Below are 25,099 nucleotides of genomic sequence, written 5' to 3'. Positions count from 1 at the left end.
ACAATAAAACACGAGCAATGACAGGCCAGTTCCGAACTGGACTAAAACCTACCGCTTTTTCGGAAGGAAAACTCACGCCACACTGGCCTATAACAACTTGACAAAACACACTTCACCCAGGCCGCCCATGCGGTCGGGGTCTCCAAGCGCGCCGGCAAGGTATGGCGCAACGGGCGCACCCGCGCCACCGGGGGGGACGAAAGGGCAAGCATGGACTGGTGTCGTTCCGCCATGGCAGACCCAAACGGATCCACGCGCGCCACCTCAATCAGGAGGAGCGCATCCCGGTGTATTTCGTCAAATTGAGGTGGACGTGTTCGGCGCTTAATCTGAACGCCGTCGGCTTTCAAGTTGAACACCGTCGGCGGTTGGTTCCTTGTTTTGTTGTTTGTTTGGTTTATTTCATGAGGGAGTGTTTGTTCCGATGGGATTCGCCGTGGAAGCGGAGGATCCTGCCGTGGTGGACGATGCGGTCGATGACCGCGGCGGCCATGTCCCCGTCTCCGGACACGTCGCCCCATCTGCCGGACTCGAGGTTCGAGGCGGAGGTGACGCTGCGTGTCTCGTAGCTGTCCGCGCCGGCCTGGAACAGGAGCCTGGCCCCGTCGATGTCGATGGGCAGGTGGCCGGGCTCGTCGATGATGACCGGCCCGGCCCTGCCTATCGACTTGAGCTCGGCGTCCGATCTGTTGTCGTCCTTGGCCTTCCTCAAGCGCATGACCAGGCTGGAGGCGGCGAGGAACCTCACGGGTATCATGCGTTGGCATGCGAGCATGCCGATCGCGATGGCCAGGTGGGTCTTGCCGTAGCCGACGTCGCCGTAGAGCACGAGGTCCTCGGCCCGGTCGACGAATTCCAGGCTTTCCGGCTGTTCGCGGCCCCGGTCGGCGGGGAACGAGGCCATGCTCCGGTCGTAGCCGTCCAGGGTCTTGCTCCGGGGGAAGCCGGCCTGTTTGGGCAGCCGCCGCCGTTTGGATTCGGCCCGGCTCGCGTTCTCGGCCGCCAGCAGGTTGGCGAGGAAGCCGAGCCGGCCGGGCGTGGCGTCCTCCAGGGCCTTCCCGGGCACGCTGTGTGTCAACGGCAGGTTGCGGGCGAGGCCCATGACCTGTTCCGGCGTGGCCTTGTCAGGAACGCGGCCGCCGCGCTGCCGCGGTTTTTGCCGGCTCATTCGGCCTCCTTCATGTATTTGTCGTAACGCTTCAGATCCTGCCCGCCTTCGGTTCCCGCACCCTCGAGGATGCGTTTGGCGCATGTGCCGATCGCCGCGCGGTCGACGGTCCGTCCCGCGTTGGTGACGGTTTCCACCGCTTTGGCCGTGGCGGCGAGCCCGCAGTCGGCGGCAACGGCTCGGATGTCGTCGAGCGGATCGGAGCGCGTGCGTGCGTCCATGCGGTCGGGCAGGGCTCGCACGGTTTCGGGGAAATCGTTCCTGATCGGGTTTTCGCCGAATGGCCCCAGATCCTCTCCGGCGTGGTGATCGTTTCGCCGTCGGGGCCCCGCGGTTCGATCTCGAAGACGCGCGCCCCGGCCTGCAGGCGCATGGAACGCCATTTCGGTCCGGCCGGATACCGGTTCGCGTCGATCGTGGCGGCGCCGGTCTTGTCGGTTTTCACGCTCCTCCAGTCGCACGGGTCGAACCGCACGCCGGGCAATGGAAGCATGTGGTCCTTCTCCGCCTCGAACAGTTCGATCACCGGAACATCATGCCGGCAGTGGTCCGATCCGGCGACGCGTTCGCACGCGTCGAGCCACACGCGCGTCAGCGTTTGGAAGCTCCCGGCCGACGGCATCGGCACCATCAGGTTGCGCCCCGCGAAGCCGACGGCGTTCTCCACGCTGCCCTTCTCATGGCCGGAACACGGGTCGCGGAACCGGGGCCCGAACCCGTGATGCGCGCAGAACAGGGAGAACAAGCGGGTCCGGGCGGCCGTGCCCTCCGGCCTGCGATGGCCCACGCCGGTGGCGTTGTCGAACACCACCACCCTGGGCGCCATGCCCATGCGCTCGAAGATCCACAGCAGACCCTGGCACACGCACTCCGAGGTCTCGCCGGGAAGGGCGACCACCCGGCGCATGTTCGAATACGGGAACGACGCCACCAGGAAACGCGCCACGCGTTCGACTCCGGCGATCACGGCCCCGGCCTGGCCGAAATCGACCTGCATGCTTCCCGGCGTCCACTCCAACTCGGCGAAGCCGTCCGACTCCATGCGATGCTCCCGCCTCCAGCGCCTGACCCAGCGCTGCACCGACGAATACGAGCCCGTGAACCCGCACTCCGCCACGAGCCGCTCGTACACGCGCGTCGCGGTGTGGCGCTGCTTGACGGGCATGCGCAGATCCGCGGCCGGCCACCCGTCCACGACGGCCGAATACCCCGCGTCGACCAGCGACCTGCCCGCATGCCCCGAGCCAAGGGGCTTGGGAGAGTAATCCCCGTGGTCGGCGTACCTGGCCACGGTCGTGCGCGATACGCCGAGTTTCCGCGATATCCCCCTGTGGCTCAGGCCCTGGCGGTCGAGCTGCCTGATACGCCGTCGGACACACACCGGTGCCGTCATTTCCTTTCCTCCCGGGAACCACCAGTTTGGTTGACAGGCACTCGGGAATCCACCAAGGAACCGGACGATGCCGGTGTTCCCATTCCACCGGCGCCATCACCGCCGACACCGTCCAAATTGAACGCTCAGGGTGTTCAGGAACAAGTGCCGACAGTGAACACCTTTATTCGATCACACACAGCACGCCGGGGACGGACTCAAGCAGGAGCCGAAACGCGCCGTGAGGCAGGGGCGAACCGCCCGCAGGCCCCAAGGCGGCCAAGGCCGCAAACCTCGTTTCCGCGAACCCATGGTCATGATCTCGGAGCGACCCCCCGGAGATCGAGGGCCGGGCGGTCCCGGGCCGCCGGGAGGGCGATCTCATCACCGGCGGCCGCGACAAAAGCGCGATCGGCACGCTCGTCGAGCGCGCCACCAGGTTCACGATCCTGCCGCACCTGCCCGACGGGCGCGACGCCGGACACGTCCAGCGGGCCATCATCGACAAAATGGCCCCGCCGCCCAAACTCCTGCGCGATTCGCTGACCTGGGACCAGGGAGCGGAACCCGCCCCGCACAAACGGATCGACGCCTCGCCGGACATGGCCGTCTACTTCTGCGACCCGCACTCCCCGTGGCAGCGCGGCACCAACGAGAACACCAACGGGCTCCTGCGCCAGCACTTCCCCAAAGGCACCGGCCCATCCGTCTACCCGGAGGACCACCTCGACGCGGTCGCCGAGGAACTCAACGACCGGCCACGCAAAACCCCCGGCTCCATGAAACCAAGCGAGAAGATCATCGAACTGCCCGACGCCGCGTGACAACCTCAACAACCGACAACGCGGCCATGGAAGACCGCTCAAACCTCAGGCGTTGCAACCACCACTAAAATCCACCCCTCGACCATTACACGGTCCGTGTCGACAACAGTACGGCGAGCATAACGTTCCGCACCACGGATGACGAACTGCGATGGTTCGCAGGCGAACTCGAGGATTTGATCGACTAGCTCGAGATTGGCTCATCGGTGTATGTGGGGTTATTCCGAAATGAGATTGTTACGGCGGGAATCACTTCATTACGAATAACCCTCTTTTTTCGCATGCGTGTACGGATTATCGAACGTTATCGGAGAAGAGAAAACGGTTGCTTGAGCCTAATTCGAGGCTCAAGATGGCTCGCTTGAGGGTGACATGCCATTTGACATACTTACTTACAAGTAAGTAACATTATGCGTACTGGATATCGAGTCCAAAAGAGGATTCGAATTGCAGTGGTAACAAAGATGTTGTGTATTGCATTCCTTTAAGGAGAGTGAACGAGCATGGGCGCTGCAGAAAAAAGCAGGAGAATCTCCACCCGGAGGGGAAGGGCACGATCCGAAGGCAATGTCCACCGCGTCAGATCATGGTTCGTCCAGTTCGGGAGACAATGGCAGCTGCAGGCCATGATCTTGCCTGGCATCATCTTCATGATCGTCTTCAACTTCATCCCCATCTACGGTTTGGTCCTGGCATTCAAGCAATACACGGTGGTGGACACCATCGAGGACGCGCCTTGGGTCGGCTGGCAGAATTTCGAAACTATCCTGAAGGACCAGTATTTCTGGCAATCCGTGGTCAACACCCTGGGCATCAGCTTCATCAAACTGACGCTGGGATTCCTCCTGCCCATCGTGTTGGCGGTCATGATCTACGAAATCCCATGGACACCATTCAAGAAGATAGTACAGACGCTGACCTATCTCCCTCATTTTTTTTCATGGATCATCCTCGGAGGCATGCTGATCAACTGGCTGTCAACCAACGGCCTTCTTAATGAAATCCTTCAATTCCTAGGTTTCAACGCAGACTCGAACTATCTGCTCGACGCCGACAAATACTGGTGGATCGCTTCCCTTTCGGACGTGTGGAAGGAAGCCGGATGGGGAACGATCCTGTATCTGGCGACCATGGCGGGAATCGACAACGCGTTGTACGAGGCCGCGGAGATCGACGGAGCATCCAAGATCCAACGCATATGGAACATCACCATCCCGGGCATCCGCCAGATCATCATCCTGAACCTCATCCTGACGGTGTCGGGACTACTGGGATCCAACCTGGACCAGACGCTCGTCCTGATGAATTCACAGAACCAGCCCAAGGCTGAGGTCATCAACTCCTACGTCTACCGGGTGGGCCTGTCCGAAGGAGACTTCTCCTATGCGACGGCCGTGGGCCTCGGCGTCTCGATCGTGTCCACGATCCTGCTGGTAGCCGTCAACCTGGTGACGAAGAAAATCAACGACAATCAGTCCGTGCTCTGAGAGAGGAAGACGACATGAATGCAAAGACCGTGAAAGGCCTTCCCGAAGGGAAACCTAGTTTCGTTGCCCGATCCCAGCGCGTGAGGCATAATTCGATCTTCTTCGACGTAGCGAACGCCGCCCTGCTGCTGTTGTTCACCATTATCATCGTGGTTCCGGTGTGGAACATCGTCATCTCGTCGTTCGCCACTTCGGAATCCCTGTCAGAAAACGACTTCATCTTCTGGCCGAAAGCGTTGTCCCTCGACAACTACGCGGCAGTGTTCTCCGACGATGGATTGTGGCAGTCGCTGTTCATCTCCGTCTCCAGAACCGCGGTGGGCGTGATCGCGCACACGATGTTCTGCGCCGTGTTCGCCTATCCGTTGAGCAAGGCATATCTGAAGGGAAGGTCAGTGTACTCCGCGATGGGCATCATCACGATGTTCTTCTCCGGCGGTATGATCCCGACCTATCTGCTCATCAAGTCGTTGGGCCTTCTGGACTCCTTCTGGGTCTATATCATCCCCGGACTGTTCAGCTACTACGACGTGATCATCCTGATGAACTTCTTCCGACAGGTGCCGAATTCGTTGATCGACTCCGCAAGGATCGATGGAGCGGGGGAGCTGCGGGTCTTCTCCTCGATCATCCTCCCGCTCTCCAAGCCGGCGTTGGCGACCATCGCTCTCTTCCACGGAGTTGCCCAATGGAACGACTTCATGACCACCAAGCTGTACATCAACAACGAGGCGTTGTATCCGCTGCAGATGAGGCTCTATGAGATCATCGTCCGTTCGCAGGCCTCGGCGCAAATGGGCACCGTGGGATCGCTGATGGTCGACACCACGACAAGAGGAATGCGTCTGGCGACGATCATCATCACCATCGCGCCGATCCTCATACTCTACCCGTTCGTCCAAAGGTACTTCGTCAGCGGCACGATGCTTGGCGCGGTGAAAGGATGAGACGGCCGATGGAGACCCTGATCCGCGCGAGCCCACGGCAATTCTCGCCCAAAGAAGACAGAAAAAGAAATGAAATGAAAGGAATGGAACAATGAAGTACAAAGGAGTCTTCACTAAAATGGTCGCGGTGGCTGGAGCGGCCTCCATGCTGGTGTTGGCCGGATGCGGCGGCAGTTCGTCGGCCAAGACGGACGACGCTACGGCGAACTTGCCAGATCCCAGTTACGAAGTGTCCGCGGACACTCCGGCATGGAAGCTGGACAAGACTAATGACACCAAGCTCACCTGGTACGTCAACGCCGATTGGTGGAACAAATCCTGGGGCGAGGATCTCGTGACCAAGCAGATCAAGGAAGACCTGAACCTCGACGTCGAGTTCATCACAGGTGATAACACCAAGCTCAACACATTCTTCGCCAGCGGCGACATGCCGGACCTCATCACGATCTTCGACTCCAGCTCCCAGGTGGCGCAGACGGCCAACAAATGGGCTTTGCCACTGCAGGACCTCGCCAAGAAGTACGATCCGTACTTCACCAAGGTGGCTCAGAAGCAGACGTTGGACTGGTACAAGCTCAAGGACGGCAAGACCTACGGCTACCCCTCGTACTCGAACACGTCCCAGGACTATGAGGACGGAACCATTCCTCCCACGGACGCGTTCATCATCCGCAAGGACGTGCTGGACGCGATCGGAGATGTCGACTTCAAGACCCCGGAGGGATTCGTCAGCGCGATGAAGACCATCAAGGAGAAGTTCCCCGATCTCGTCCCGTTCGGCTTCAACTCGTTCGACGCATCCAACAGCTCCCTCGACGCCACATTGCAGAACATGCTCGGCGTTCCGATCATCAAAGACGGCAAGTTCTACGAGAGGAACCTAGACGAGGACTACGTGACCTGGCTCAAGGCGTTGAGGCAGGTACACCAGGATGGAAACATCTCCGACGACAGCTTCGCCGACGACGAGGAAACGCTCAAGGAAAAGGTGAGCTCGGGCAAGTACGCCACCATGCTGCTCCAGGCGTTCCACCAGAAAGGCACCGAACTTCAAACCTGGATGTCCTCGAACCCCGGCAAGGAATACGTCGCCGTCGACGCCATGGAGTCCGCGGAGGGCAACGAGCCGACCCTGTCCCAGGCCGGACTGAGCGGGTGGACCATCACCTACATCTCCAAGAAGACCAAGAACCCGGCGAAGGCCATGCAGCTGTACACGTATCTGCTCGACGACCCCGGCCAGTACCTGGTGAACTTCGGCATCGAGGGAAAGACCTACACCAAGAACTCCGACGGCACCGTCTCATGGACGGACGAGGCCAACGAAGTGCGCGCCAACGAACCGGAGAAGTTCCAGAAGGAATGGCGAATCGGCGAGTTCGTCCTGTTCAGCCACGACCGGTACAAGGCCCTGAACAAGGATTCATACGTCCAAGCGATCCGTCAGATGCAGGACTGGGGACGAGACTACCTCAAGCCCCAGTTCGAGATCGAGAACATCAGCCCCGACGCGAACACTCCTCAGTCTCGGTCCCTGTCCGCGATCAACACGAACTGGTCGACGACCCTGGTGTCGATGATCCGCGCCGAATCCGAAAAGAAATTCGACGAACTGCTGACCACGTACGAGAAGTTCGAGAAGGACAACGGCATCGACCAGATCAACAAGATCCGCGACGAGAAGATCGCCGCGAACATGAAGAGACTGGGCGAGTGAGCCCATCCCCCCATGGGGGTGAACGGTTCCGGGCGATTGCCCGTTGTTCACCCCCATGGGGGACCATCCAGACATAAGCACGGCCATGACGTCAACGTCGACGAACGGTTGATTGAAGAAGGAGGAAACCCATGGGAGCGAAGATCTTCCGCACCATTTCCCAAAGGCATCTCATGGAACCCATCGAACAAGCCTCGCACGAGGGGACGTTCGACGTGGAGATCATGATGAAACCCGGGGAAACGATGCAGCGCGTCGTCGGCTTCGGCGCGTCCCTCACGGACTCCTCCGCGTATCTGCTCAACGAGACGCTGGACGATGAGAGCAGAAAACAAGCCATGACGGACCTCTTCGACCCGGACCAGGGCATCGGCCTGTCGATGCTCCGCAATCCGATGGGCGCAAGCGATTACGCCAGGGATGTCTACAGCTACGACGACATGCCGGATGGGAAACGGGACGACTCGATGGAGCATTTCTCCATCGCGCGAGACGAACGCAACGTGATACCCCTGATCCACGAGGCCAAGCGGCTGAACCCCGACCTGAAGGTCGTGATGAGCCCATGGAGCGCCCCCGCATGGATGAAGACCAACGGAAGCATGAAGGCGGGAAGCCTCAGGGAAGACTGCCGGGAAACCTACGCCAGGTATTTCGTCCAGTGCTTGCGCGCCTACAGGTCCCACGGCATCGAAGTACATGCCGTCACGCCCCAGAACGAGCCCCTGTACGAGCCCACCCATTACCCCAGCATGGCGATGAGCGCACAGGAGGAGACCGTCTTCGTCAGGGACCATCTCAGGACGGCCATGCGCGAAGCGGGATTCAAGACGCTGATACTCGGATACGACCACAATTGGGACAGATGCGACTATCCGCTGGCGTTGCTTGACGGCGCGGCCGAATCGTTCGATGGAATCGCATGGCATTGGTACGCGGGCGACCCCCAATCGCAGAGCGTCGTGTCCGAACGCCACCCCGGGAAACTCTCCTATGTGACCGAAGCGTCGGGCGGAGAATGGATCCCCGGGTTCGAACCGGCGTTTAGCCACCTGGTTGGCATGATCATCCAGGCACTGAACCATGGGGCGAATGCGTTCGTCCTATGGAACATCGCTTTGGACGAGCATCGCGGACCGACGGTGCCTGGATTCGGGGAATCCACATGCGGGGGGCTGCTGCGCGTCGACTCCGAACGTCGCAAGGCGAGCAAGGAGATCGACTACTACGGGCTGGCGCATTTCAGCCGTCACATTCGTCCGGGGGCCCATGTCGTCCCCACCATCGCAACGGGAAACACGGACGGCGCGCGATGCGTGGCGGCGCTCAACGAAGATGGAAGCCGCGCCATGGTTCTTCTGAACGATGGGGAATCTCCGATAACCGTCAGGGCGGGGTGGGAGGATAACGCGGCCAACGTTACGCTGACGCCTAAAGCCGTCGCTACGATCGTATGGAGGTGAGGCAAATGATCAAGCAGATATTCTCCACGGACGGCAAACTATACGCATTGCTGAGCACCATGGTGCAGATTCTAGAACTCAACGTCCTCATGGTGCTGTTCAGCCTGCCTCTCGTCACCATAGGCGCCAGCATCTCGGCGGCCTACTCGGTGTGCCGCAGGATGAGACGGGAGGGGGACGTCGCCGTATGGAGGGAATTCGTCCGTGAATTCAGAAGAGGATTCGCAAAACCGACCGGATTATGGGCGATGCTTCTGACGGCGGGCATCGACATGGTGCTGGGATTCCAGGAATTGCAGAACCTCACCAACTCGTTCACGCCCCTCATGCTGCTGATCCTGGCGGCGTACGGCGTCATCCTCATGGCCGCGACGTACATGTTCATGCTTCCCGCCTACTTCACGATGAGCGTGGGCGAGATTATTCGAGGATCGTTCTCGCTGGCCTTGCAGCACCTCCTGCCGTCCATGGCGTGCGTGGTCGTGACCATCGTCCTCATGGGAGGCCTGCCGGTCTTCGCGCCGCGCCTGCTGCTGGTGTGGCTATTGTTCGCCCCGGCATCATGCGTCTGGATCAACGTGCTGATACTGGAGCCGATCCTGCTCGAACACGTGGCGCAGTCCAGGCCGGCGGCGAGCCATGGGACAACGCCTCGAACCGAACCCACAAGAATGAAAGCCGACATCGAATCATGAACAACGAGAAGAAAACCACGCCACGGCACCGACCCGAGACCGAGGAGCGACGCCAAAGCATCATCGAGGCCGCCGCCGACGTGTTCGGCAGCAAAGGCACGGCGAACGGAACGCTGCAGGAAGTGGCCGACAGGGTAGGAATGACCAGGGCCGGGGTCCTGCATTACTTCGGATCAAAACGAGGACTGCTGGAAGCGGTGCTCAGGAACCGGGACTCCAGCGAAGTCGCCGAATTCGACCAGGGGCATCTGCCCAGGGGGGCGCAGGCGTTCCGCCACTTGGTGGAGACCGCAGAGTTGAACGCGAGCCGTCCCAACGTGGTGCGAACCTTCGTCACCCTGTCGGCCGAATCAGTGACGGAGAACAACCCGGGAAACACATACTTCCACGAACGGTACGACGGACTACGCAACGAACTCAAAGAGCGAATGCAGGACATGGCCGACGAAATGGGACGGGACCTCGACGAGGAAAAGGCCGAAGCGGCCTGCGCGTCCATCATCGCGGTCATGGACGGCCTGCAATTGCAATGGCTCATTGATAAAGACCACATCGACATGCCCAGCACCGTGGACTTCGCGATAAAAGCGCTGATCGCGGTGGTGTTCGATCACAGGCAAACCGAAATAGGCCACGAGCCGCAAAAAGACGAAAGGAACGAACAAGTATGAGCGAGAACATCAGCGGCCAGAAGCTCCCCTACCGCAACCCGGATCTGCCGGTTGAAGAACGCATCGACGACCTGCTCTCCCGCATGACCCTGGAAGAAAAGGTCGGGCAGATGATGCAGCTCGACGCACGCTCCGGCGACTTGGACGACTTGATTGTGAACAGGCACGTCGGCTCGATCCTGCACACTAGTCCGGACGACCTGCCTCGAGCGGCCGAGACCGTCAACACGAAGACACGTCTCGGCATTCCCCTGATCATCGGCGACGACTGCATCCACGGATACTCCTTCTGGCCCGGAGCGACGATCTTCCCCGAACAATTGGGCATGGCGGCAAGCTGGGATCCGGACAAGATTGAATCGATGGGCCGGGCAACTGCCGAAGAGGTCTCTGCCACGGGTGTGCATTGGACCTTCTCCCCGGTGCTGTGCATCGCCCGCGATACCCGCTGGGGACGCGTGGGGGAGACCTTCGGCGAAGATCCGACGCTGATCGGCGAACTCTCCAGCGCCATCGTCAAAGGCTACCAAGGCGGAGCCAACGCCACGGAACCATTGGGCCGAGACGCTATCCTTGCCTGCGCCAAACACTTCGCAGGCTATTCCGAAACTCAGGGCGGCCGCGACGCATCCGAGGCTGACCTCAGCCATCGCAAGCTTGAGTCATGGTTCCTTCCACCCTTCGAACGCGTAGCCAAAGAAGGCTGCGGCACATTCATGCTCGGATACGAATCCATTGACGGCGTCCCGGTCACCTTCAACCAGTGGCTCCTGAAAGAAAAGCTACGTGGCTCCTGGAACTACCAGGGCACACTCATCACCGACTGGGACAACGTGGGCCGCTCCGTCTGGGAACAGCACGTCAAGCCAGACTATACGCATGCGGCGGCGGACGCCGTCAAGTCAGGCAATGACCTGATCATGACCACGCCACAGTTCTACGAAGGCGCGATCGAGGCCGTGGACACAGGCCTGCTCGACGAATCACTGATCGATGCCGCAGTGTCACGCATCCTGGCGTTGAAGTTCCGTCTGGGACTCTTCGAAGACCCGCGTCTACCGGATCCCGAACGCATCAAGGTCATCATGGGTTCGGCGGAACATCGACAGGCGAACCTCGAGCTAACCCGAGAATCCGTGGTCCTGCTGCGCAACGACGGCTCACTGCCCCTGAACATCGAAAACAACAGCTCCGCTGCCAACACAATCAAACACATCGCCGTCATCGGACCGCTGGCCGACGACGCGCAAACCCAACTCGGCGACTGGGCCGGCAACTCCGGACAAGTCAACTGGATGCCCGACGGCCATCCACGCGAAGCGATCACCACCGTACTCGACGGCATCAAAGCCATCGCAAAAAAGACCGGCATCGAAGTCGCCTACATGCGCGGCGCGAACATCGTGAACCTCGTGCCCGACCCCGAGGGCGAACTCTATCCCGACGGACAACCCCGACCCAAGGTAGCCGTCCCCGCACCCGTCGACCAGACAATGATCGACGAAGCCGTAGCCAAAGCCCGCCAATCCGACGCAATCGTGACCGTCGTCGGCGACGTAGTGCAACTGATCGGCGAAGGATGCTCCACCGCCACACTCGAACTACTCGGCGGACAAAACGCACTACTCGATGCGCTCACCGATGTGTCGAGGGAAACCGGGAAGCCATTGGTCTTGGTGTTGGTCAGCTCCAAGCCGCAGGTGCTTCCACCGTCGGTGGTTGGTCCCGTCCCTGTCGTCGCCAATCTGCGTCCCGATGGCACGCCTATCCACTGCCGTGAGAGCGAGGGCGGGGCAAGCGCCCTGCTGTGGGCTCCTTCACCGGGCATGGAGGGCGGTCGCGCCATAGCCGAGATCATTTTCGGTCTGACGGATCCATCCGGGCGTCTGCCGATCACTTTCCCGCGCCATGCGGGTCAGCTGCCGGTCTATTACAACCAGATCAGAGGCCAGCATGGCGACCGGTACGCCGATCTGACGCAGGATCCGGCGTTCGCGTTCGGCGAGGGACTCGGATACACCACGTTCGAGTACGATGATCCGACGATTAGCAATGTCCCGCCTTCCGGCGTCTTCACCGCAGCCGACACCATACATGCCGAAGTCACCGTGACCAACACCGGGAAGCGTTACGGCGTCGAGGTCGTGCAGGCATATGTCGGGGACCTCGTGACATCCACCAGCTGGGCCGATCGGGAACTCAAGGCGTTTCGACGCGTCGAACTGCAGCCGGGCGAAAGCAGGATCGTCTCCTTCGACATTCCCGTCGCAGACTGCACCATCGTCGATCCGGACGCCAACCGCATCGTCGAACCCGGCGAATTCGAACTGCTCATCGGCCACTCCAGCCGACGAGAGGACTTGAAACGCGCCATCTTCGCCGTAGCCTGAAGCACATCGGAAAACGGCGCGCCCCAGACAGTTGGGCGCAGCCCGTTAAAAGGGGCTGCGCCGAACATGACGAAAAATAAAGAACAACACCATCCGAAAGGGAGCATCATAATGGGGACGACAGGACACAGCGACGTGCCAAGGCCCGAACATCCCGAACCGCAGTGGCAAAGAGACAATTGGCGCTGTCTCAACGGCACATGGGACTTTCAACTCGATCTCAACTGCAGCGGACAGGACAGGGGATGGTACAGGAAGCATGACTTCGACCAGAGCATAGTCGTGCCTTTTTGTCCGGAAAGCAAACTGTCGGGTATCGAATACAAGGACTTCATTCACTGCTGTTGGTACAGGCGATCAATCGAACTCAGCGAAAAAGAGCTCACCGGTATAGTCAGACTTCACTTCGGCGCCGTTGATTATGAAACGACCGTCTACCTGAACGGGGAACGACTTGGAGTGCATCGCGGAGGATACTCCCCATTCAGTTTCGACATCCAGAGAATAGCGCACGTGGGTGTGAACGAATTGGTCGTATGCGTGAAGGACGAACTGCGATCTGGACGACAGCCAAGGGGCAAGCAATCCGAACGCTACGACTCATACGGCTGCTGCTACACCCGCACTACAGGCATATGGCAGACCGTATGGCTGGAATTCATGCCGCAGACCCACGTCGTTTCGGCCCGCTTTCATCCGAATCTATCGCGAGACAGTGTCGGCATCGACCTGACGGTCGATGGCCGAACCCGGCAAAGATCACAGCTGGCGAACATAACCATCAGCTTCGAAGGGAACCAGGTGGGCTCTGCGTCCATCGCCATGGGCAGTGACAGATGCTCCCTGGAGGTGCCACTTGAGAAAACTGTCCCATGGGCCGTCGGACAAGGCAACCTATACGATGTGCGAATCAGCTACGGCGAAGACGTCGTCTGCAGTTACTTCGGCATGCGATCCGTGGACATCGAGGGCAACCGAGTGCTCATCAACGGCGAACCCGTATTCCAACGCCTCGTCCTGGACCAGGGCTACTACCCGGAAGGCATCTATACGGCCAAGGACCTGGAAGAACTGTCCCGCGACATCGACCTGTCGATGGCGGCGGGATTCAACGGTGCGAGGCTCCACCAAAAGGCGTTCGAACCAAGGTTCCTGTACGAATGCGACCGCAAAGGATACATCGTATGGGGGGAAATGGCCAACTGGGGTCTCGACATCACCACGGCATCAGGATTGACCGCCTTCCTTCCCGAATGGCTGGAACTCCTGGAAAGGGACATCAATCATCCATCGATCGTCGGCTGGTGCCCGTTCAACGAGACCTGGGACGTCGACGGAACGAAACAAGACGATGATGTGCTCCAGCAGACATATGCGGTCACCAAAGCCATCGACCCATCGCGTCCGTGCATCGACACCAGCGGTATGTTCCACACCGTCACCGACATCTACGACGTGCATGATTACGAGCAGGATCCCGTACGCTTCGCAGGCAACTACGCCGGACTGGATCCCTCGGACGGCTCGGGCTACGTTGACCCATTCCCCGAACGCCAGCGTTACCAAGGATGCAAACCCTTCTTCGTCAGCGAATACGGTGGCATCAAGATAGCAAGCCGTGCACGCGTGGACGGAGGAGAGTCGTGGGGGTACGGGGAGGCCGCTGCGGGCGAGTCGGAGTTCATGGAACGCTACCACGGTCTAACGAAGGCTCTGTTGGACAATCCGGCCATTTTCGGCTTCTGCTACACGCAGCTATATGACGTCGAGCAGGAATGCAACGGACTATACACACACGACAGAAAGCCCAAGGTCGACATCGCAGCGGTGCGTGACATCAACATGGAACGAGCCGCAATCGAAAAGAGTTGAACCTGACGTCCAGGTGCGTCTTCAGGCATGTGCTGATTCCGAAGTTGGCTGTTCCTCGCCGGTGAGGAACAGCTAACCCATTGCATTGGCGAATTCCATCGCGCTTTGCTCGTCGAGGAATGCCTCTGCGATTTCGGCGGGACGGTTTTTCTTGCTGTTCGGGTAGTCGCGTTTCGCGATGTGCGATGGTTTGGTTTCGAAGCTCATGGCGTTTCCTTAACTCCTTGTTGCTTCAAATCCCATTGTCGTGGGCGAGGCGTGCGCGAATCGACGCATTCGCGGATATCGCCGTTCCGCTCATAACGCATGGTTTTCGTCCGAGTTGTCGTTTCGATTACACGACCTGCGTTCGCGTCGCGACAAAGAGGCGGGAGACCCGGGTTTGCCCTGAACCGCCCGCCAGTCACCTTATTTATGTAGGTCAATCTTGCTGTTTGTGCATCTTCGCCGAGGCGAGCACGCAGCCTGCGCCGGCGATCGTCATGATCGCTGCGAGGGTGAGCGCCGTCGCATCACCGGTTCCGGTTTGGGCGAGTTTGTCACCACTTGCGGCGTTCGCATTAGTGTTGCTGTTGTTGGTGTTGCTGTTGGTCTGATCCAAGACGCCGTCGTTGCCGTCGGACGGAGTGTCCGTATCCTCGTCGCCGGTGGCGGCGTCGTTGAATTCGGCGAGATCCTTGTCGGCCTGCTCCTTATCCGACTGAGCCTGCTTGACGGCCGTCTCTGCGTCCGCCAGAGTCTTGTCAGCCTTGTCCTTCGCAGCCTGAGCGTCCTCGAGGGCCTTCTTCGCGTCGTCAAGCTTCTTCTGAGCGTCGGCTATCGCCTTGTCGGAATCCTTGTACGCGTCAACCTTCAGCTGAATGGCGTCGACGTTCTTCTGAGCTTCATCGACCGTGGCCTTGGCCTTGTCGTACACCGTCTGAGCATCTTTGACGGCTTGTTCGATCGACGGGTCTACGGCGCCGTTCATGGCCGAGTCGACAAGCTTCTTGTACTCGTCGACGGTGACGGCCGTGTCGGTGTCGGTGCCGAAGTTCTGGCTGGACCACACCCATACTTGCCGCTCGTGTTGTAACCGACGCCGATGGTCGTGGCTTCGGGATTGATGATGTTCAGGTAGTGGCCGACCGTCTTGTACGCGGCCTCACCTTTCTGCATCAGCTCGTAGCCGGACAGGTCCTTGTATTCTGGATGCTCCTGATGAGCTTCTCATAGGTGACCTTTTCGGCGTCGTACCAGCGGGACACCGGATCGGGGCCGCCTGCGATGTTCTAGCCAACACTAACGCCCTCATTGAAGTTGTGTTCCATCGTGTTGGTCGAAGCCATATAGTTGGCCTCTGTGCTTGCGGCCGCGGTTTGAACGAAGCTGACCTTGAATTCCGGCAGGCCGGCGGACACGCGACGCTTGTTGGTTTCGCGGTTGACCTCCTCCCCGGTCTGGAGGCCGGGGATTCCCTGTCTTCGACCGTTCTTTTACTTGCCCTGCCTTGATGGAGGCTGTCGGGTTTTCAATCGGTTCACGTTTGGGGGATCGTGCGCTGCGCCCACCGTAAGAGGGCGGATTCCGTCTTATTTGCATCCCTGTCCCAATCCCTGGGGTTGGGCTGGCGTGCTTTTTGGTGACCGTGGCGGTCGGCCCGACCGGCCCACGATTGAGTTATAAGGTTTGTTTGCGCCGTTTGGGTGGCGCTTGGAATCATTATCGCATGTTCTCGCAGTCCGTATGGGGTTGCGCGTGGGAAATCCCGTACGCCATTTGGAGGATGTTCCACGCGGCGTTCGCATCCCTGTCGTGCTTGACGTGGCAGTCGGGGCATTCCCATTCGCGCACGTGCAACGGTTTGCGGCCGGTGCGGACGCCGCACGCGTGGCAGATCTGGCTGGAGGGTTCATTCCATGCGATTCGCACGGCCTGACGGTTCATGCGAGCTGCGTACGCTTCGATCAGGCTTACGAGGGTTCCCCAGCCGGTGTCGAGCACGCTCTTGCCCAGCCGCGTCTTCGCCAGTCGTGCGGGGTATAGGGTCTCGAGCGCGATGTGACGGTTTTCAGCGACGATCTTCAGCGCGAGCTTGTGCAGGCAGTCGCGGCGGATGTTCTTGATGATGGCATGTTCCTTGGCGACGCGTTTGCGTTGTTCCTCGTACCGGTTGCTGCCCTTCGACAGTCGGCTGAGCTTGCGTTGCAATACGGCGAGGCGTTCCGCATGCTCGTACAGGACGTGCGGATTGGGGATATTTCCATGTGCGTCGCGCCGCCCTTGTCCTGGCTGGCTATCGCCGCCAGAGATATGAGCCCGAGGTCGATGCCACACCACTCATGGATGGGTTCCGGCCATGAGTCAGGCTCGTTCCTCATCACGTTGAACGACACCATGTATTCGCCCGACCGCTCCAACGAAATGGTCAGACCGGAAGGTCCGGACGGCAGGTCACGGCTCCAACGGAAACGCAGCTCTCCCGTGACTCCGGGCAACCGCAGGTACCCGTAGCGTCCGTCAGGCTCGTGCCGGATACGCCAATGCGCGCTACGGGTGAATTCCGCAGTCTGACGTTTGCCGCGCTTCTTGAACCGGGGCTCTTCGACGTAAGGACCCTCCCAGTCCGGCGCCATCGATTTGAAATGCATGTCCCACGCGCACCCCAGATGCCTGAGCGTCTGCTGCGTGGGAACGCAGGACACGTCGTTCAACCACATGTAGGATCCATCGCGTTTCATCTGCGTCAGATGCTTCGACAACTGCCCGTACCCTTGCAACCCCAAACCGGCTCGACGTTCCGAATACTGCCACGCCAGGCTCACGTTCCACGTCACGCGCACGCAACCGAACAACCGCGCCAACTCGTTGCGCTGCAAACCCCCCCCGGATACAAACGGTACCGGTATCCGACCTTCACCGCACCCATAGGCACTCCTTTCCAACCGGGTAATACTTCCCGCTGGAAACGAACCTGCGAACACAACAACCCGCAAAAACAAACCGACCGGCCAACGTGTCGCCGATCCCTCCCCCGGTCGGGACTGTCTCTCGAAGTGTGTAACTGGCCTTAACTGGCCGGTCGTGTGGCCGGTCGGAAAGGCTGGTGGACGATGTCTGCTGGGACAATGGGAAACATGACACCGACGAAGAAGCCGGACGCGGAAAAACGCAGCGCCGAGCGGGAGGCAGCGCTCACATTCGTGCGCATGGCCAAGGAAGAAGGACTGGACCTGACAGGGCCCGACGGACTGCTCAAACAGTTCACCAAAAGCGTGCTGGAGACGGCCCTGGACGAGGAGATGACCGAGCACCTGGGATGCGCCAAGCACAAGAAATCCAAGGACGGCAGGGCCGCGAACACGCGCAACGGCACCACCGCCAAGACCGTGGTCACCGATTCGGTCGGTCCGGTCAGGATCGAGGTGCCGCGAGACCGCGATGGCTCGTTCGAGCCGGTCGTCGTCAGGAAACGGCAGCGGCGGCTGCCCGGGGTGGACGAGGTGGTGCTGTCCCTGTATGCCAGGGGCCTGACCACCGGCGAGATCAGCGCCCCCTTCCAGGAGATCTACGGGGCGGACGTGTCCAGGGAGACCGTCAGTCGCATCACCGAGCGGGTCGTGGCCGAGAAGGACGAATGGTGCTCGCGTCCCCTGGATCGTGTGTACGCGGCCGTGTTCATCGACGCGACCGTCGTCAAGGTGCGCACGGGCAGGTCGCCAGCCGCGCGTTCTACGTGGCCGTTGGCGTGGATCTGGAGGGCGACCGCGACGTGCTGGGCCTCTGGGCGTCGCCCGCCGCGGAGGGCGCGCGCTATTGGCCGTCGGTGCTCACCGAGCTGAAGAACCGGGGCGTGGACGATGTGTTCTTCCTGATCTGCGACGGGCTCAAAGGCCTGCCCGACGCGGTGGGCGCGGCATGGCCTCTGGCCATCGTGCGGACCTGCGTGGCGCATCTGCTGCGCAACACGTTCCGCTACGCGTCGAAGAAGGACTGGGACGCCATCAAACGCGATGTCAAACCCATCTACACCGCGGCGGCGGCCCGCGACGCGATGCCGGACAAGTGGGAGGCGAGATATCCCGCGATCCGCAGGCTGTGGATGGACGCGTGGGAACGGTTCATACCGTTCCTGGACTATGACGTGGAGATCCGGCGCGTGATCCGCACGACCAACGCCATCGAATCGCTCAACGCGAGATTCAAGCGCTCCATCCGCGCCCGCGGCCACTTCCCCGACGAGCAGGCCGCGCTCAAGTGCATGTACCTGACCGTCCGCTCGCTGGACCCCACCGGCAAGGGACAGATACGATGGAGCGCGCGCGGGAAGCCCGCGCTCAACGCCTTCGCCATCACCTTCGCCGACCGCTGGCCAAGCGAGGGAACACAACAATGAAAACGCCAGTTACACACTTAACGAGACAGGCCCGTCATGACGGCATCGGCGCTCGCCGCCTGTACTTCGTATCCGCCTACGACGTTGATTGAGGCGGATGCGGATTCGTGGGAGTACATCGAGGTGACCGGTAGCGGTGGACAGCGTGTGCCGTGCGTGCATTTCAGGGTCTCGGTGGGTGATGGAACGCAGACCTATACGCAGTGCGATTGGGATGGCGTGCAGACCGGGGAAGGAGCGGCGGAATGATGGATGATGTGACGCTCAGGGCGCATGCTGCGGCGTGCGAGGCCTACGCGCTGCCGGAACCATTGTCGGACGACCCGAACCGTGTCGAACAGGTGTACGTGCAGCGCGAGGCCTACGAGGCCGGCTACCTCAAGGCCCTCGACGGCATGGAGCGCATCGAGGACGCCGGCGGGTGGATGCGTGGCGTCTGGGAGCGGTCGCTCGAGCACTACGGCGTTCGCGACCGGATGATCGTGTGCATGGAGGAGTGTTCGGAGCTTATCCACGCGGTCAGCAAGCTCCTGCGGGGCAGGGACGTGCGCGAGAATCTGGTCGAGGAGATGGCCGACGTGACGATCTGCTTCAACCTGCTCGCGATCATCCATGACGTCAATCCGGAACAGCTCGACAAGGTCATCAGGGCCAAGACCATCCGCGAGGCCCGGCAGCGAGCGGCGGGCACTTCGACTACGCGCAATACAGCACGCGGGAGGCGTTCGAAGGCCGGTTTTGCGACGCCGAGATCAACGACCTGTTTTATGACCTGTTCTGCGCTCCCTTGTGGGGCAGTCGTACCGGCGGATTGGCCGAAGCGCTCGACCTGTGGCAGGCCGGAGACATCGGCGAGGACGCCTACCGGGAGGGAATCATGAAGTTCAAACGCAAATGGTTCGAGCAGTCCCGCCTGAAACGCCTCAAGGGCTACGTGGACCAACGCTGCGAAGAACTGCACGACCAGCTCATAACCGAACTCAACCTCGAACAGGAGGACGAAATATGAAACTCGAGGACTTCATGCACGCCAGCTGAGAAGCCATAACCGCGCTCGCCGACACCGAATTGACCCTCAACGACAGCCCCGCCGACGCGTTCGCCATCGGCTACGAAAAAGCCCGAACCAAACGGCTCGAGATCACCGACGAGATGGTGGACGCGGCCCGCAAGGCAACCGCTCCAAATCGAATCCTTCACCGCCACCGCCATCGCCGACATCCCCGACACCGATATGGACACCATCAGGCTCCTGATGAAGGTATGGCGCGAGAAATACCCCGGCAACCTCCTGCGCTCCCTCTACTACAACGCCCACGAGAACCTGCAAGACTTCGGCATCGGCATCCCCCAGAAAGTCAAGAGCGAAGCCAAGGCCTGCGTCGGCTGGCCGCGCAAGGCCGTGCGCTCGCTGTCGGACTTCACCGACTTCGACGGATGGGAATACCAAGGCTCCGACGACAACGGCATCGACGATCTCACCGAGGAAAGCGGCCTGCGTCTCGCAATCCAACCGTCGGTCATCTCCTGCTACACGCACTCATGCAGCTTCCTCACCGTGGTTGACGACGACGGAATCGCAGTCGTGCCCCGCTCTGCCGACTGGTCGGCCGCGTTGTGGGACGGCACACGCAACAGGCTCAAGTCGGTGCTCACCATCAAGGAAGCCGACTCGAACGGCTACATCACAGCGTTCGACGTGTTCCTGCCCGGCCGTACATGGCAGATCAAACGCGACGCATTCGCCTCGGCATGGCAGGTATCAGGACTGCACGAGACTCCACAATGGAACGGGCCATGCGCGGTGCCGTTCATCCATGACCAGCAGCTATCGAGACCGTTCGGATGCAGCCGCATCAGCCGCCCAGTCATGGCCCTCACCGACATGGCATTCCGCAGCATGGTGCGCATGGAAACGACCGCAGAATTCTATGCCGCACCCAAGCTCTGGTTCCTCGGAGCCGACAGAAGCGCCTTCAGCGCCGATACTTGGAGCTCACTCATCAGCGCCATCAACGGACTGGGCCGCGACGTCAAGGGCGACCTGCCCCAAGTCGTGCAAGTCCAGCAGGCCAGCATGCAGCCCCACAGCGACATGCTCAAAACCATCGCCATGCTGTGTGCGAGCGAAATGAGCGTACCGGTCGACGAAATGGGCATCACCCTCGACAACCCCTCAAGCGCCGAAGCCATGGCCGCCGCCGAACGCAAGCTCACCCGCATCGCCGACCGTCAAAACAAAGCCTTCGGCATGCAACTCAAACGACTCATGCAGATGGCCATATGCCTGCGCGACAACATCAACAGCGGCCAGCTTCCCGACCAACTCAAGCGCATCACGCCATGGTTCGCACCAACCCGCGAAATCACCGACGCAGCCCGAGCAGACACCTACGCCAAAATCGCAGGCGTCAACCCCTCATACGCCACCAGCAGCGTCGCCTACCGCCGACTCGGACTCACGGCCGACGAAATCAACATCCTCAAAGCCGAACAATCCGTAGACGACCTGCGCGCACGACTGCTCGGAGCAACGACACAGGAGGCAACCAATGGCCGGCAGAGCACCCAGCAAACGCAGCAGCCTCCCACTGAGCAACCTCAGTGACAGCCAACGCCAAGCATTCGAAACCCACCTCAACACCCTGTACGACGACTACCTCGAAGAAATCGCCAACCTCATCATCGAAGCGAAAACCATGGTCGCCAACGCCACCTACGACGAAGGCGACCCACTCGAAAACGCACAGGCCCAACTCGCCCAATACGCACGCCAAGCCAACCTCATCGCACAGGACTACTACCGCAACGTCAGATCAGCATGGGCGCTCGCCGCACACGTGGAACTACCCGACTTCCAACCGGCGCAGGTCACCTCCGACCGCGCCGCATGGCAGGTGTTCGGCGGCTTCAACGACACCGACTTCGCAGGCCTCAAATTCACCGACGTCATCAACGGGCGCGCCAAATCAGGCGTGACCATGCAAGACCTGTGGGCCAAGAAAACCGCAGGCTACGACGACGCACAATGGGAACAGCTCGCCAAGGACATCATCAACTCCACCACCCGGCTCACCCAACAGTTCACCGCCGAAAAAGACCCCAGCGAACCACGATACGCACGAGTCCCGCAAGGCCCAACCTGCGCATTCTGCATCATGCTCGCATCCAGAGGCTACGTCTACTGGAGCGACGAATCGGCCGGCAAATTCAACGGCTACCACCGCGACGACAACTGCCAGATCGTCAGCTCATGGGGCAAAACCAAAATCAACGGCTACGACCCCGACGCCATGAAAGCACGCTACAAGGCATGCCGCGCAAGCGTTGAACGACTCCTGACGAAAACCCGATACGAACAATACCGGGCGTTCGCCGAGGAGAACGGCGACGACGTCTACAGGTTCGACGAATGGGTCACGCGCCAAGTGCTGGCCGAGATGCGCTGGCGCGACCCGCAATGGCTTTACGACGGCACCGAACCTCCGATCAGCTTCCCAAGCGAGGCCATGCGCACAGAAACCGAGCGCGAACGTCCGCAGGAGATTCGCACCGCCGAACGTCTGCGGAAACATGGCGTCGTTCCCGCGTTCCAGATCGACCATCGCGAGATTCGAGACCCGGACACCGGGCGACTGAACCTCATCGGGCTGTCCGATCTGTCCGGAGGCATCGAACTCAAGACGCCTCAATCGGCCGACAAATTCCGCACCATCGACAGCTACTTGGGCAGCGCTTCCAAAAAACCGGACTGCCGACGGCTCATCATCGACAATTCCGAAAACGGCAACATGAGCGATGCGCAGCTTGTCGAACACATCTTGAAGAGCCACAGATTCAAGGACGGAACCGTCTACATCCTCACCAAGGAATCCCAATTGCAAAGAATCAGATGAGCGCCGCTGAAACCACCAAAAAGGGCGGTAACAAGGGCGCTCATTAATCCCATCCTATCACGAACACGGTGGAGTGGCCCAGCGGCGACGGCAGGGGCCTGTAAAGCTCCGACATTGACACAACGCGGGTTCGAGTCCCGCCTCCACCACTCTTAAGCCCCAGCAAATGGGGCTTTTTAATGCCCGAAAAGGGCGGAAAGGAAGGCCCGCCATGGCCGACAACGAAAACAGCGAGCAGCAGGCGAATCAGGAAGGCGAAAAGCCCGAGGAGAACACCGCCGAGTACTGGAAGGCGAAATACGAGGACATGCGCGGACACATGCGCGACTGGCAATCCAAGGCCGAGTCGAACAAGTCCGTCGCCACGGAATACGCACAGTACAAGGAAGCCACGCAGGCCGAGATAGACAAGGCCAACAAGCGCGCCGAAAAGGCCGAGGCCAAACTAGCCGACTACGAGGCCGACCAGCAGAAGGCCGGATGGCGCTCGGCCGCAGCGGAAAAGTACGGCGTACCCGCCGAACTGCTCCATGGCGACACCGAGGAAACCATCAACGCCTCGGCCGAAGCGCTCAAGGCATGGGGCGACACCCTCAAGCCGAAGAGCTACGCGCCGCACATCACCGACCCGGCCGGCCATCCAGAAGACCCCAAGCCCAGCGAAAACGCCGAACTTCTCAAACAACTATTCAACAACCAGTAAGGAGCCACCATGGCACTGCAAACCACCAACGTCACGCTGCCCACCAGCGTCGCACTCGCCATCGTCGAGAAGGCCAAGGACACCAGCACCATCGCCGCACTGTTCCCGGCCGACACCATCAACGGATTCCTTGACGACAAATACAACGTGTTCACCGGAGCCGCCGAAGCCGATGTGGTGGCCGAAGGCGCGAAGAAATCCGGCTACGAGCAGACCGTCACCCACGTCGAAGGCAAGCGCTTCACCGTGCAGGTCACCATCCGCGTGTCCAAGCAGCTCCAGTGGGCCGATGAAGCCGACCAGCTCAAGATTCTCGACGCGATTCAGGCCGATCAGGCCAACGCCATCGGCCGCGCCCTCGACATCGTCGTCTACCACGCCCTCAACCCCAAGACCGGCACCGCACTCGACGGCTACACCGCCCTTGACACGACAGCCGCGCAGGTCACCGCCGGCAAGGACGAGATCGCCAACATCGACGCATTGGCCGCCGCCGTGCAGGACTGGGACATCAACGGCATCGCCCTGTCCCGCACATGGGCCGCCAAACTGCGCACCCTGCGCACCAGCACCACCGGAAGCCGCCTCTACCCGGAAATCCCCTTGAGCCTGCAGGCCGGCAGCCTCGACGGCATCCCGGCTGTGGTGTCCAACACCGTCAAGGGCACCAAGACCAAGGCCGTCGCTCCCGAGGTCATGGCTTTCCTCGGCGACTTCTCCACCATCAAGTGGCGTCTGGCCTGCCCGATCACCGCCGAGGTCATCCCTTACGGCGACCCGGACAACACCGGCGTCGATTTGGCCGGCAGCAACCAGATCGCCTACCGCACCGAGGCCGTTTTCAGCTACGCGGTGCTCAACCCGAAGGCCATCGCGGTACTCAAGGCCGCCGCGTCCACCGGAAGGTGAGGTGATTTGACATGGCAATCGCACCAACCCGCATCCTGAAGGTGGTCGACGCCGATGAGGCAGTCACCCCGACCCCAGTGGAACCTGTGCGCCTCGTCAACAAGGACGGCAGCACATTCGGCGGCGGCAGCGTAAGCGCCGCGAGCAACGCGCCCCCCGCGGACGGTGACGGTGCGCTCCGGTGACACATTGTCGTCCATCGCCGCGCGGCTTGGCATCCAGTGGACACAGCTCCACGGATACCGTTCCGGCAACCCCAACTTCATCTACCCCGGCGAGGTGCTTACCTACTGAAAGGAAAGATCATGGACGAAACCACCAATCATCCGTACTGGCTGCCCGACAAGGTCTACGACGTGCTCAAATGGCTGGCGTTGCTGGCCATCCCGGCGCTGGCCGTGTTCGTGCATACGGTAGGCCCCGTGTGGGGTATGCCGTATGTCGACGAGATCGTGACCACGCTCAACGCGGCCGCCGCGCTCGTCGGCGTGCTGATTGGCGCGAGCGAACTCAAAGCCCGCTCGGTCACGGTCGACTAACGTAAAACCGAGCCGACTAATGTGAAAAGCCCCGCTCTCACGGAATCTTCCATGGGAGTGGGGCTTTTTCG

At 60.7% G+C, this 25,099-nt stretch carries 21 protein-coding genes, 1 tRNA gene and 5 pseudogenes; 21 read left to right on the top strand and 6 right to left on the bottom strand.

Annotated elements, in window-relative coordinates; translation table 11 throughout:
* Positions 1 to 108: 108 nt before the first annotated feature.
* A pseudogene (locus NBH12_RS01825) lies at positions 109 to 290 on the top strand (IS30 family transposase); the annotation flags it as partial.
* 107 nt (positions 291 to 397) lie between these two features.
* Here the strand turns inward: NBH12_RS01825 and NBH12_RS01820 are convergent.
* Together NBH12_RS01820 and istA are read right to left on the bottom strand one after the other, a co-directional pair.
* Positions 398 to 1,168, bottom strand: a complete 771-nt coding sequence (locus tag NBH12_RS01820) for an ATP-binding protein (RefSeq protein WP_250819112.1) — start codon at positions 1,166 to 1,168, stop codon at positions 398 to 400.
* Positions 1,165 to 2,561, bottom strand: a pseudogene (gene istA, locus NBH12_RS01815) (IS21 family transposase). Before istA ends, NBH12_RS01820 begins: the two are co-directional and overlap by 4 nt.
* Before the next feature lie 196 nt (positions 2,562 to 2,757).
* Here istA and NBH12_RS01810 point away from each other — a divergent pair.
* The 9 genes and pseudogenes from NBH12_RS01810 to NBH12_RS01770 form a co-directional block, all read left to right on the top strand.
* A pseudogene (locus NBH12_RS01810) lies at positions 2,758 to 3,364 on the top strand (IS30 family transposase); the annotation flags it as partial.
* Positions 3,365 to 3,867: 503 nt separating this feature from the next.
* Positions 3,868 to 4,851 (top strand): ABC transporter permease, encoded by a 984-nt coding sequence (locus tag NBH12_RS01805; RefSeq protein WP_015438362.1) that lies wholly within the window; start codon positions 3,868 to 3,870, stop codon positions 4,849 to 4,851.
* Positions 4,852 to 4,865: 14 nt separating this feature from the next.
* Positions 4,866 to 5,798 (top strand): carbohydrate ABC transporter permease, encoded by a 933-nt coding sequence (locus NBH12_RS01800; RefSeq protein WP_015438363.1) that lies wholly within the window; start codon positions 4,866 to 4,868, stop codon positions 5,796 to 5,798.
* A gap of 91 nt (positions 5,799 to 5,889) precedes the next feature.
* Positions 5,890 to 7,515: a type 2 periplasmic-binding domain-containing protein gene (locus NBH12_RS01795; protein ID WP_250819111.1), complete on the top strand. Its 1,626-nt coding sequence runs from the start codon at positions 5,890 to 5,892 to the stop codon at positions 7,513 to 7,515.
* Between the two features lie 131 nt (positions 7,516 to 7,646).
* Positions 7,647 to 8,978, top strand: coding sequence for a glycoside hydrolase family 30 protein (locus NBH12_RS01790; protein ID WP_015438365.1), 1,332 nt, complete (start codon positions 7,647 to 7,649; stop codon positions 8,976 to 8,978).
* Between the two features lie 5 nt (positions 8,979 to 8,983).
* On the top strand, positions 8,984 to 9,673 hold the full coding sequence (locus tag NBH12_RS01785) for a DUF624 domain-containing protein (protein WP_250819110.1): 690 nt from the start codon (positions 8,984 to 8,986) through the stop codon (positions 9,671 to 9,673).
* Complete coding sequence (locus NBH12_RS01780; protein ID WP_015438367.1) at positions 9,670 to 10,344, top strand: TetR/AcrR family transcriptional regulator; 675 nt, start codon at positions 9,670 to 9,672, stop codon at positions 10,342 to 10,344. The genes NBH12_RS01785 and NBH12_RS01780 overlap by 4 nt, the downstream gene beginning before the upstream one ends.
* Complete coding sequence (locus NBH12_RS01775) at positions 10,341 to 12,734, top strand: glycoside hydrolase family 3 N-terminal domain-containing protein (RefSeq protein ID WP_250819109.1); 2,394 nt, start codon at positions 10,341 to 10,343, stop codon at positions 12,732 to 12,734. The genes NBH12_RS01780 and NBH12_RS01775 overlap by 4 nt, the downstream gene beginning before the upstream one ends.
* Positions 12,735 to 12,800: 66 nt before the next feature.
* Positions 12,801 to 14,606 carry a glycoside hydrolase family 2 protein gene (locus tag NBH12_RS01770; protein WP_350448110.1) on the top strand — a complete coding sequence of 602 codons (1,806 nt, stop codon included), beginning with the start codon at positions 12,801 to 12,803 and terminating at the stop codon, positions 14,604 to 14,606.
* Between the two features lie 72 nt (positions 14,607 to 14,678).
* Here NBH12_RS01770 and NBH12_RS10815 read toward each other — a convergent pair whose 3' ends face one another.
* The 4 genes from NBH12_RS10815 to NBH12_RS01760 form a co-directional block, all read right to left on the bottom strand.
* The gene (locus tag NBH12_RS10815) at positions 14,679 to 14,813 is read right to left on the bottom strand and encodes a hypothetical protein (RefSeq protein ID WP_258927200.1); all 135 of its coding nucleotides are present in this window, start codon (positions 14,811 to 14,813) and stop codon (positions 14,679 to 14,681) included.
* A 214-nt stretch (positions 14,814 to 15,027) separates the two neighbouring features.
* Entirely contained in the window at positions 15,028 to 15,657 is a 630-nt protein-coding gene (locus tag NBH12_RS01765) for a hypothetical protein (protein WP_134859338.1), read from the bottom strand.
* A gap of 220 nt (positions 15,658 to 15,877) precedes the next feature.
* On the bottom strand, positions 15,878 to 16,060 hold the full coding sequence (locus NBH12_RS11085) for a CAP domain-containing protein (RefSeq protein ID WP_502801744.1): 183 nt from the start codon (positions 16,058 to 16,060) through the stop codon (positions 15,878 to 15,880).
* A gap of 247 nt (positions 16,061 to 16,307) precedes the next feature.
* Positions 16,308 to 16,925, bottom strand: coding sequence for an RNA-guided endonuclease TnpB family protein (locus NBH12_RS01760; RefSeq protein ID WP_106630235.1), 618 nt, complete (start codon positions 16,923 to 16,925; stop codon positions 16,308 to 16,310).
* A 797-nt stretch (positions 16,926 to 17,722) separates the two neighbouring features.
* Between NBH12_RS01760 and NBH12_RS01755 the strand changes: the two are divergent.
* The 11 genes and pseudogenes from NBH12_RS01755 (at position 17,723) to NBH12_RS01705 (ending at position 25,028) form a co-directional block, all read left to right on the top strand.
* Positions 17,723 to 18,981 (top strand): annotated as a pseudogene (locus NBH12_RS01755) (IS256 family transposase).
* A 36-nt stretch (positions 18,982 to 19,017) separates the two neighbouring features.
* On the top strand, positions 19,018 to 19,230 hold the full coding sequence (locus NBH12_RS01750) for a hypothetical protein (protein ID WP_041473384.1): 213 nt from the start codon (positions 19,018 to 19,020) through the stop codon (positions 19,228 to 19,230).
* Complete coding sequence (locus NBH12_RS01745; protein WP_106630238.1) at positions 19,227 to 19,862, top strand: nucleoside triphosphate pyrophosphohydrolase family protein; 636 nt, start codon at positions 19,227 to 19,229, stop codon at positions 19,860 to 19,862. Before NBH12_RS01750 ends, NBH12_RS01745 begins: the two co-directional genes overlap by 4 nt.
* Complete coding sequence (locus tag NBH12_RS10810) at positions 19,859 to 19,990, top strand: hypothetical protein (protein ID WP_258538332.1); 132 nt, start codon at positions 19,859 to 19,861, stop codon at positions 19,988 to 19,990. The genes NBH12_RS01745 and NBH12_RS10810 overlap by 4 nt, the downstream gene beginning before the upstream one ends.
* Positions 19,991 to 20,215: 225 nt before the next feature.
* The gene (locus tag NBH12_RS01740; protein WP_134859339.1) at positions 20,216 to 21,589 is read left to right on the top strand and encodes a phage portal protein; all 1,374 of its coding nucleotides are present in this window, start codon (positions 20,216 to 20,218) and stop codon (positions 21,587 to 21,589) included.
* Positions 21,534 to 22,877, top strand: coding sequence for a VG15 protein (locus NBH12_RS01735; RefSeq protein ID WP_015438372.1), 1,344 nt, complete (start codon positions 21,534 to 21,536; stop codon positions 22,875 to 22,877). Before NBH12_RS01740 ends, NBH12_RS01735 begins: the two co-directional genes overlap by 56 nt.
* 67 nt (positions 22,878 to 22,944) lie before the next feature.
* Positions 22,945 to 23,026: transfer RNA gene (locus NBH12_RS01730), tRNA-Tyr, on the top strand.
* Positions 23,027 to 23,088: 62 nt separating this feature from the next.
* Positions 23,089 to 23,580: a hypothetical protein gene (locus NBH12_RS01725; RefSeq protein ID WP_015438373.1), complete on the top strand. Its 492-nt coding sequence runs from the start codon at positions 23,089 to 23,091 to the stop codon at positions 23,578 to 23,580.
* Positions 23,581 to 23,589: 9 nt separating this feature from the next.
* Positions 23,590 to 24,489, top strand: coding sequence for a phage major capsid family protein (locus NBH12_RS01720; RefSeq protein ID WP_015438374.1), 900 nt, complete (start codon positions 23,590 to 23,592; stop codon positions 24,487 to 24,489).
* Between the two features lie 119 nt (positions 24,490 to 24,608).
* A pseudogene (locus NBH12_RS11080) lies at positions 24,609 to 24,783 on the top strand (LysM peptidoglycan-binding domain-containing protein); the annotation flags it as partial.
* Positions 24,784 to 24,794: 11 nt separating this feature from the next.
* Entirely contained in the window at positions 24,795 to 25,028 is a 234-nt protein-coding gene (locus NBH12_RS01705; RefSeq protein ID WP_015438375.1) for a phage holin, read from the top strand.
* The last annotated feature ends 71 nt before the right edge of the window (positions 25,029 to 25,099 follow it).

The organism is Bifidobacterium sp. M3-N-101 (assembly GCF_023656805.1).
Lineage (GTDB): Bacteria > Actinomycetota > Actinomycetes > Actinomycetales > Bifidobacteriaceae > Bifidobacterium > Bifidobacterium breve.
Note: the sequence above shows the minus strand (reverse complement) of the source record. Positions and strands in the feature narration are given on the sequence as shown.

What these genes read in the sequence shown, in the direction of transcription:
- NBH12_RS01820 (WP_250819112.1), bottom strand. Translation starts at nt 1,168, where the DNA reads ATGAGCCGGCAAAAACCGCGGCAGCGCGGCGGCCGCGTTCCTGACAAG.
- NBH12_RS01805 (WP_015438362.1), top strand. Translation starts at nt 3,868, where the DNA reads ATGGGCGCTGCAGAAAAAAGCAGGAGAATCTCCACCCGGAGGGGAAGG.
- NBH12_RS01800 (WP_015438363.1), top strand. Translation starts at nt 4,866, where the DNA reads ATGAATGCAAAGACCGTGAAAGGCCTTCCCGAAGGGAAACCTAGTTTC.
- NBH12_RS01795 (WP_250819111.1), top strand. Translation starts at nt 5,890, where the DNA reads ATGAAGTACAAAGGAGTCTTCACTAAAATGGTCGCGGTGGCTGGAGCG.
- NBH12_RS01790 (WP_015438365.1), top strand. Translation starts at nt 7,647, where the DNA reads ATGGGAGCGAAGATCTTCCGCACCATTTCCCAAAGGCATCTCATGGAA.
- NBH12_RS01785 (WP_250819110.1), top strand. Translation starts at nt 8,984, where the DNA reads ATGATCAAGCAGATATTCTCCACGGACGGCAAACTATACGCATTGCTG.
- NBH12_RS01780 (WP_015438367.1), top strand. Translation starts at nt 9,670, where the DNA reads ATGAACAACGAGAAGAAAACCACGCCACGGCACCGACCCGAGACCGAG.
- NBH12_RS01775 (WP_250819109.1), top strand. Translation starts at nt 10,341, where the DNA reads ATGAGCGAGAACATCAGCGGCCAGAAGCTCCCCTACCGCAACCCGGAT.
- NBH12_RS01770 (WP_350448110.1), top strand. Translation starts at nt 12,801, where the DNA reads ATGACGAAAAATAAAGAACAACACCATCCGAAAGGGAGCATCATAATG.
- NBH12_RS10815 (WP_258927200.1), bottom strand. Translation starts at nt 14,813, where the DNA reads ATGAGCTTCGAAACCAAACCATCGCACATCGCGAAACGCGACTACCCG.
- NBH12_RS01750 (WP_041473384.1), top strand. Translation starts at nt 19,018, where the DNA reads ATGACGGCATCGGCGCTCGCCGCCTGTACTTCGTATCCGCCTACGACG.
- NBH12_RS01745 (WP_106630238.1), top strand. Translation starts at nt 19,227, where the DNA reads ATGATGGATGATGTGACGCTCAGGGCGCATGCTGCGGCGTGCGAGGCC.
- NBH12_RS10810 (WP_258538332.1), top strand. Translation starts at nt 19,859, where the DNA reads ATGAAGTTCAAACGCAAATGGTTCGAGCAGTCCCGCCTGAAACGCCTC.
- NBH12_RS01740 (WP_134859339.1), top strand. Translation starts at nt 20,216, where the DNA reads ATGGACACCATCAGGCTCCTGATGAAGGTATGGCGCGAGAAATACCCC.
- NBH12_RS01735 (WP_015438372.1), top strand. Translation starts at nt 21,534, where the DNA reads ATGGCCGGCAGAGCACCCAGCAAACGCAGCAGCCTCCCACTGAGCAAC.
- NBH12_RS01725 (WP_015438373.1), top strand. Translation starts at nt 23,089, where the DNA reads ATGGCCGACAACGAAAACAGCGAGCAGCAGGCGAATCAGGAAGGCGAA.
- NBH12_RS01720 (WP_015438374.1), top strand. Translation starts at nt 23,590, where the DNA reads ATGGCACTGCAAACCACCAACGTCACGCTGCCCACCAGCGTCGCACTC.
- NBH12_RS01705 (WP_015438375.1), top strand. Translation starts at nt 24,795, where the DNA reads ATGGACGAAACCACCAATCATCCGTACTGGCTGCCCGACAAGGTCTAC.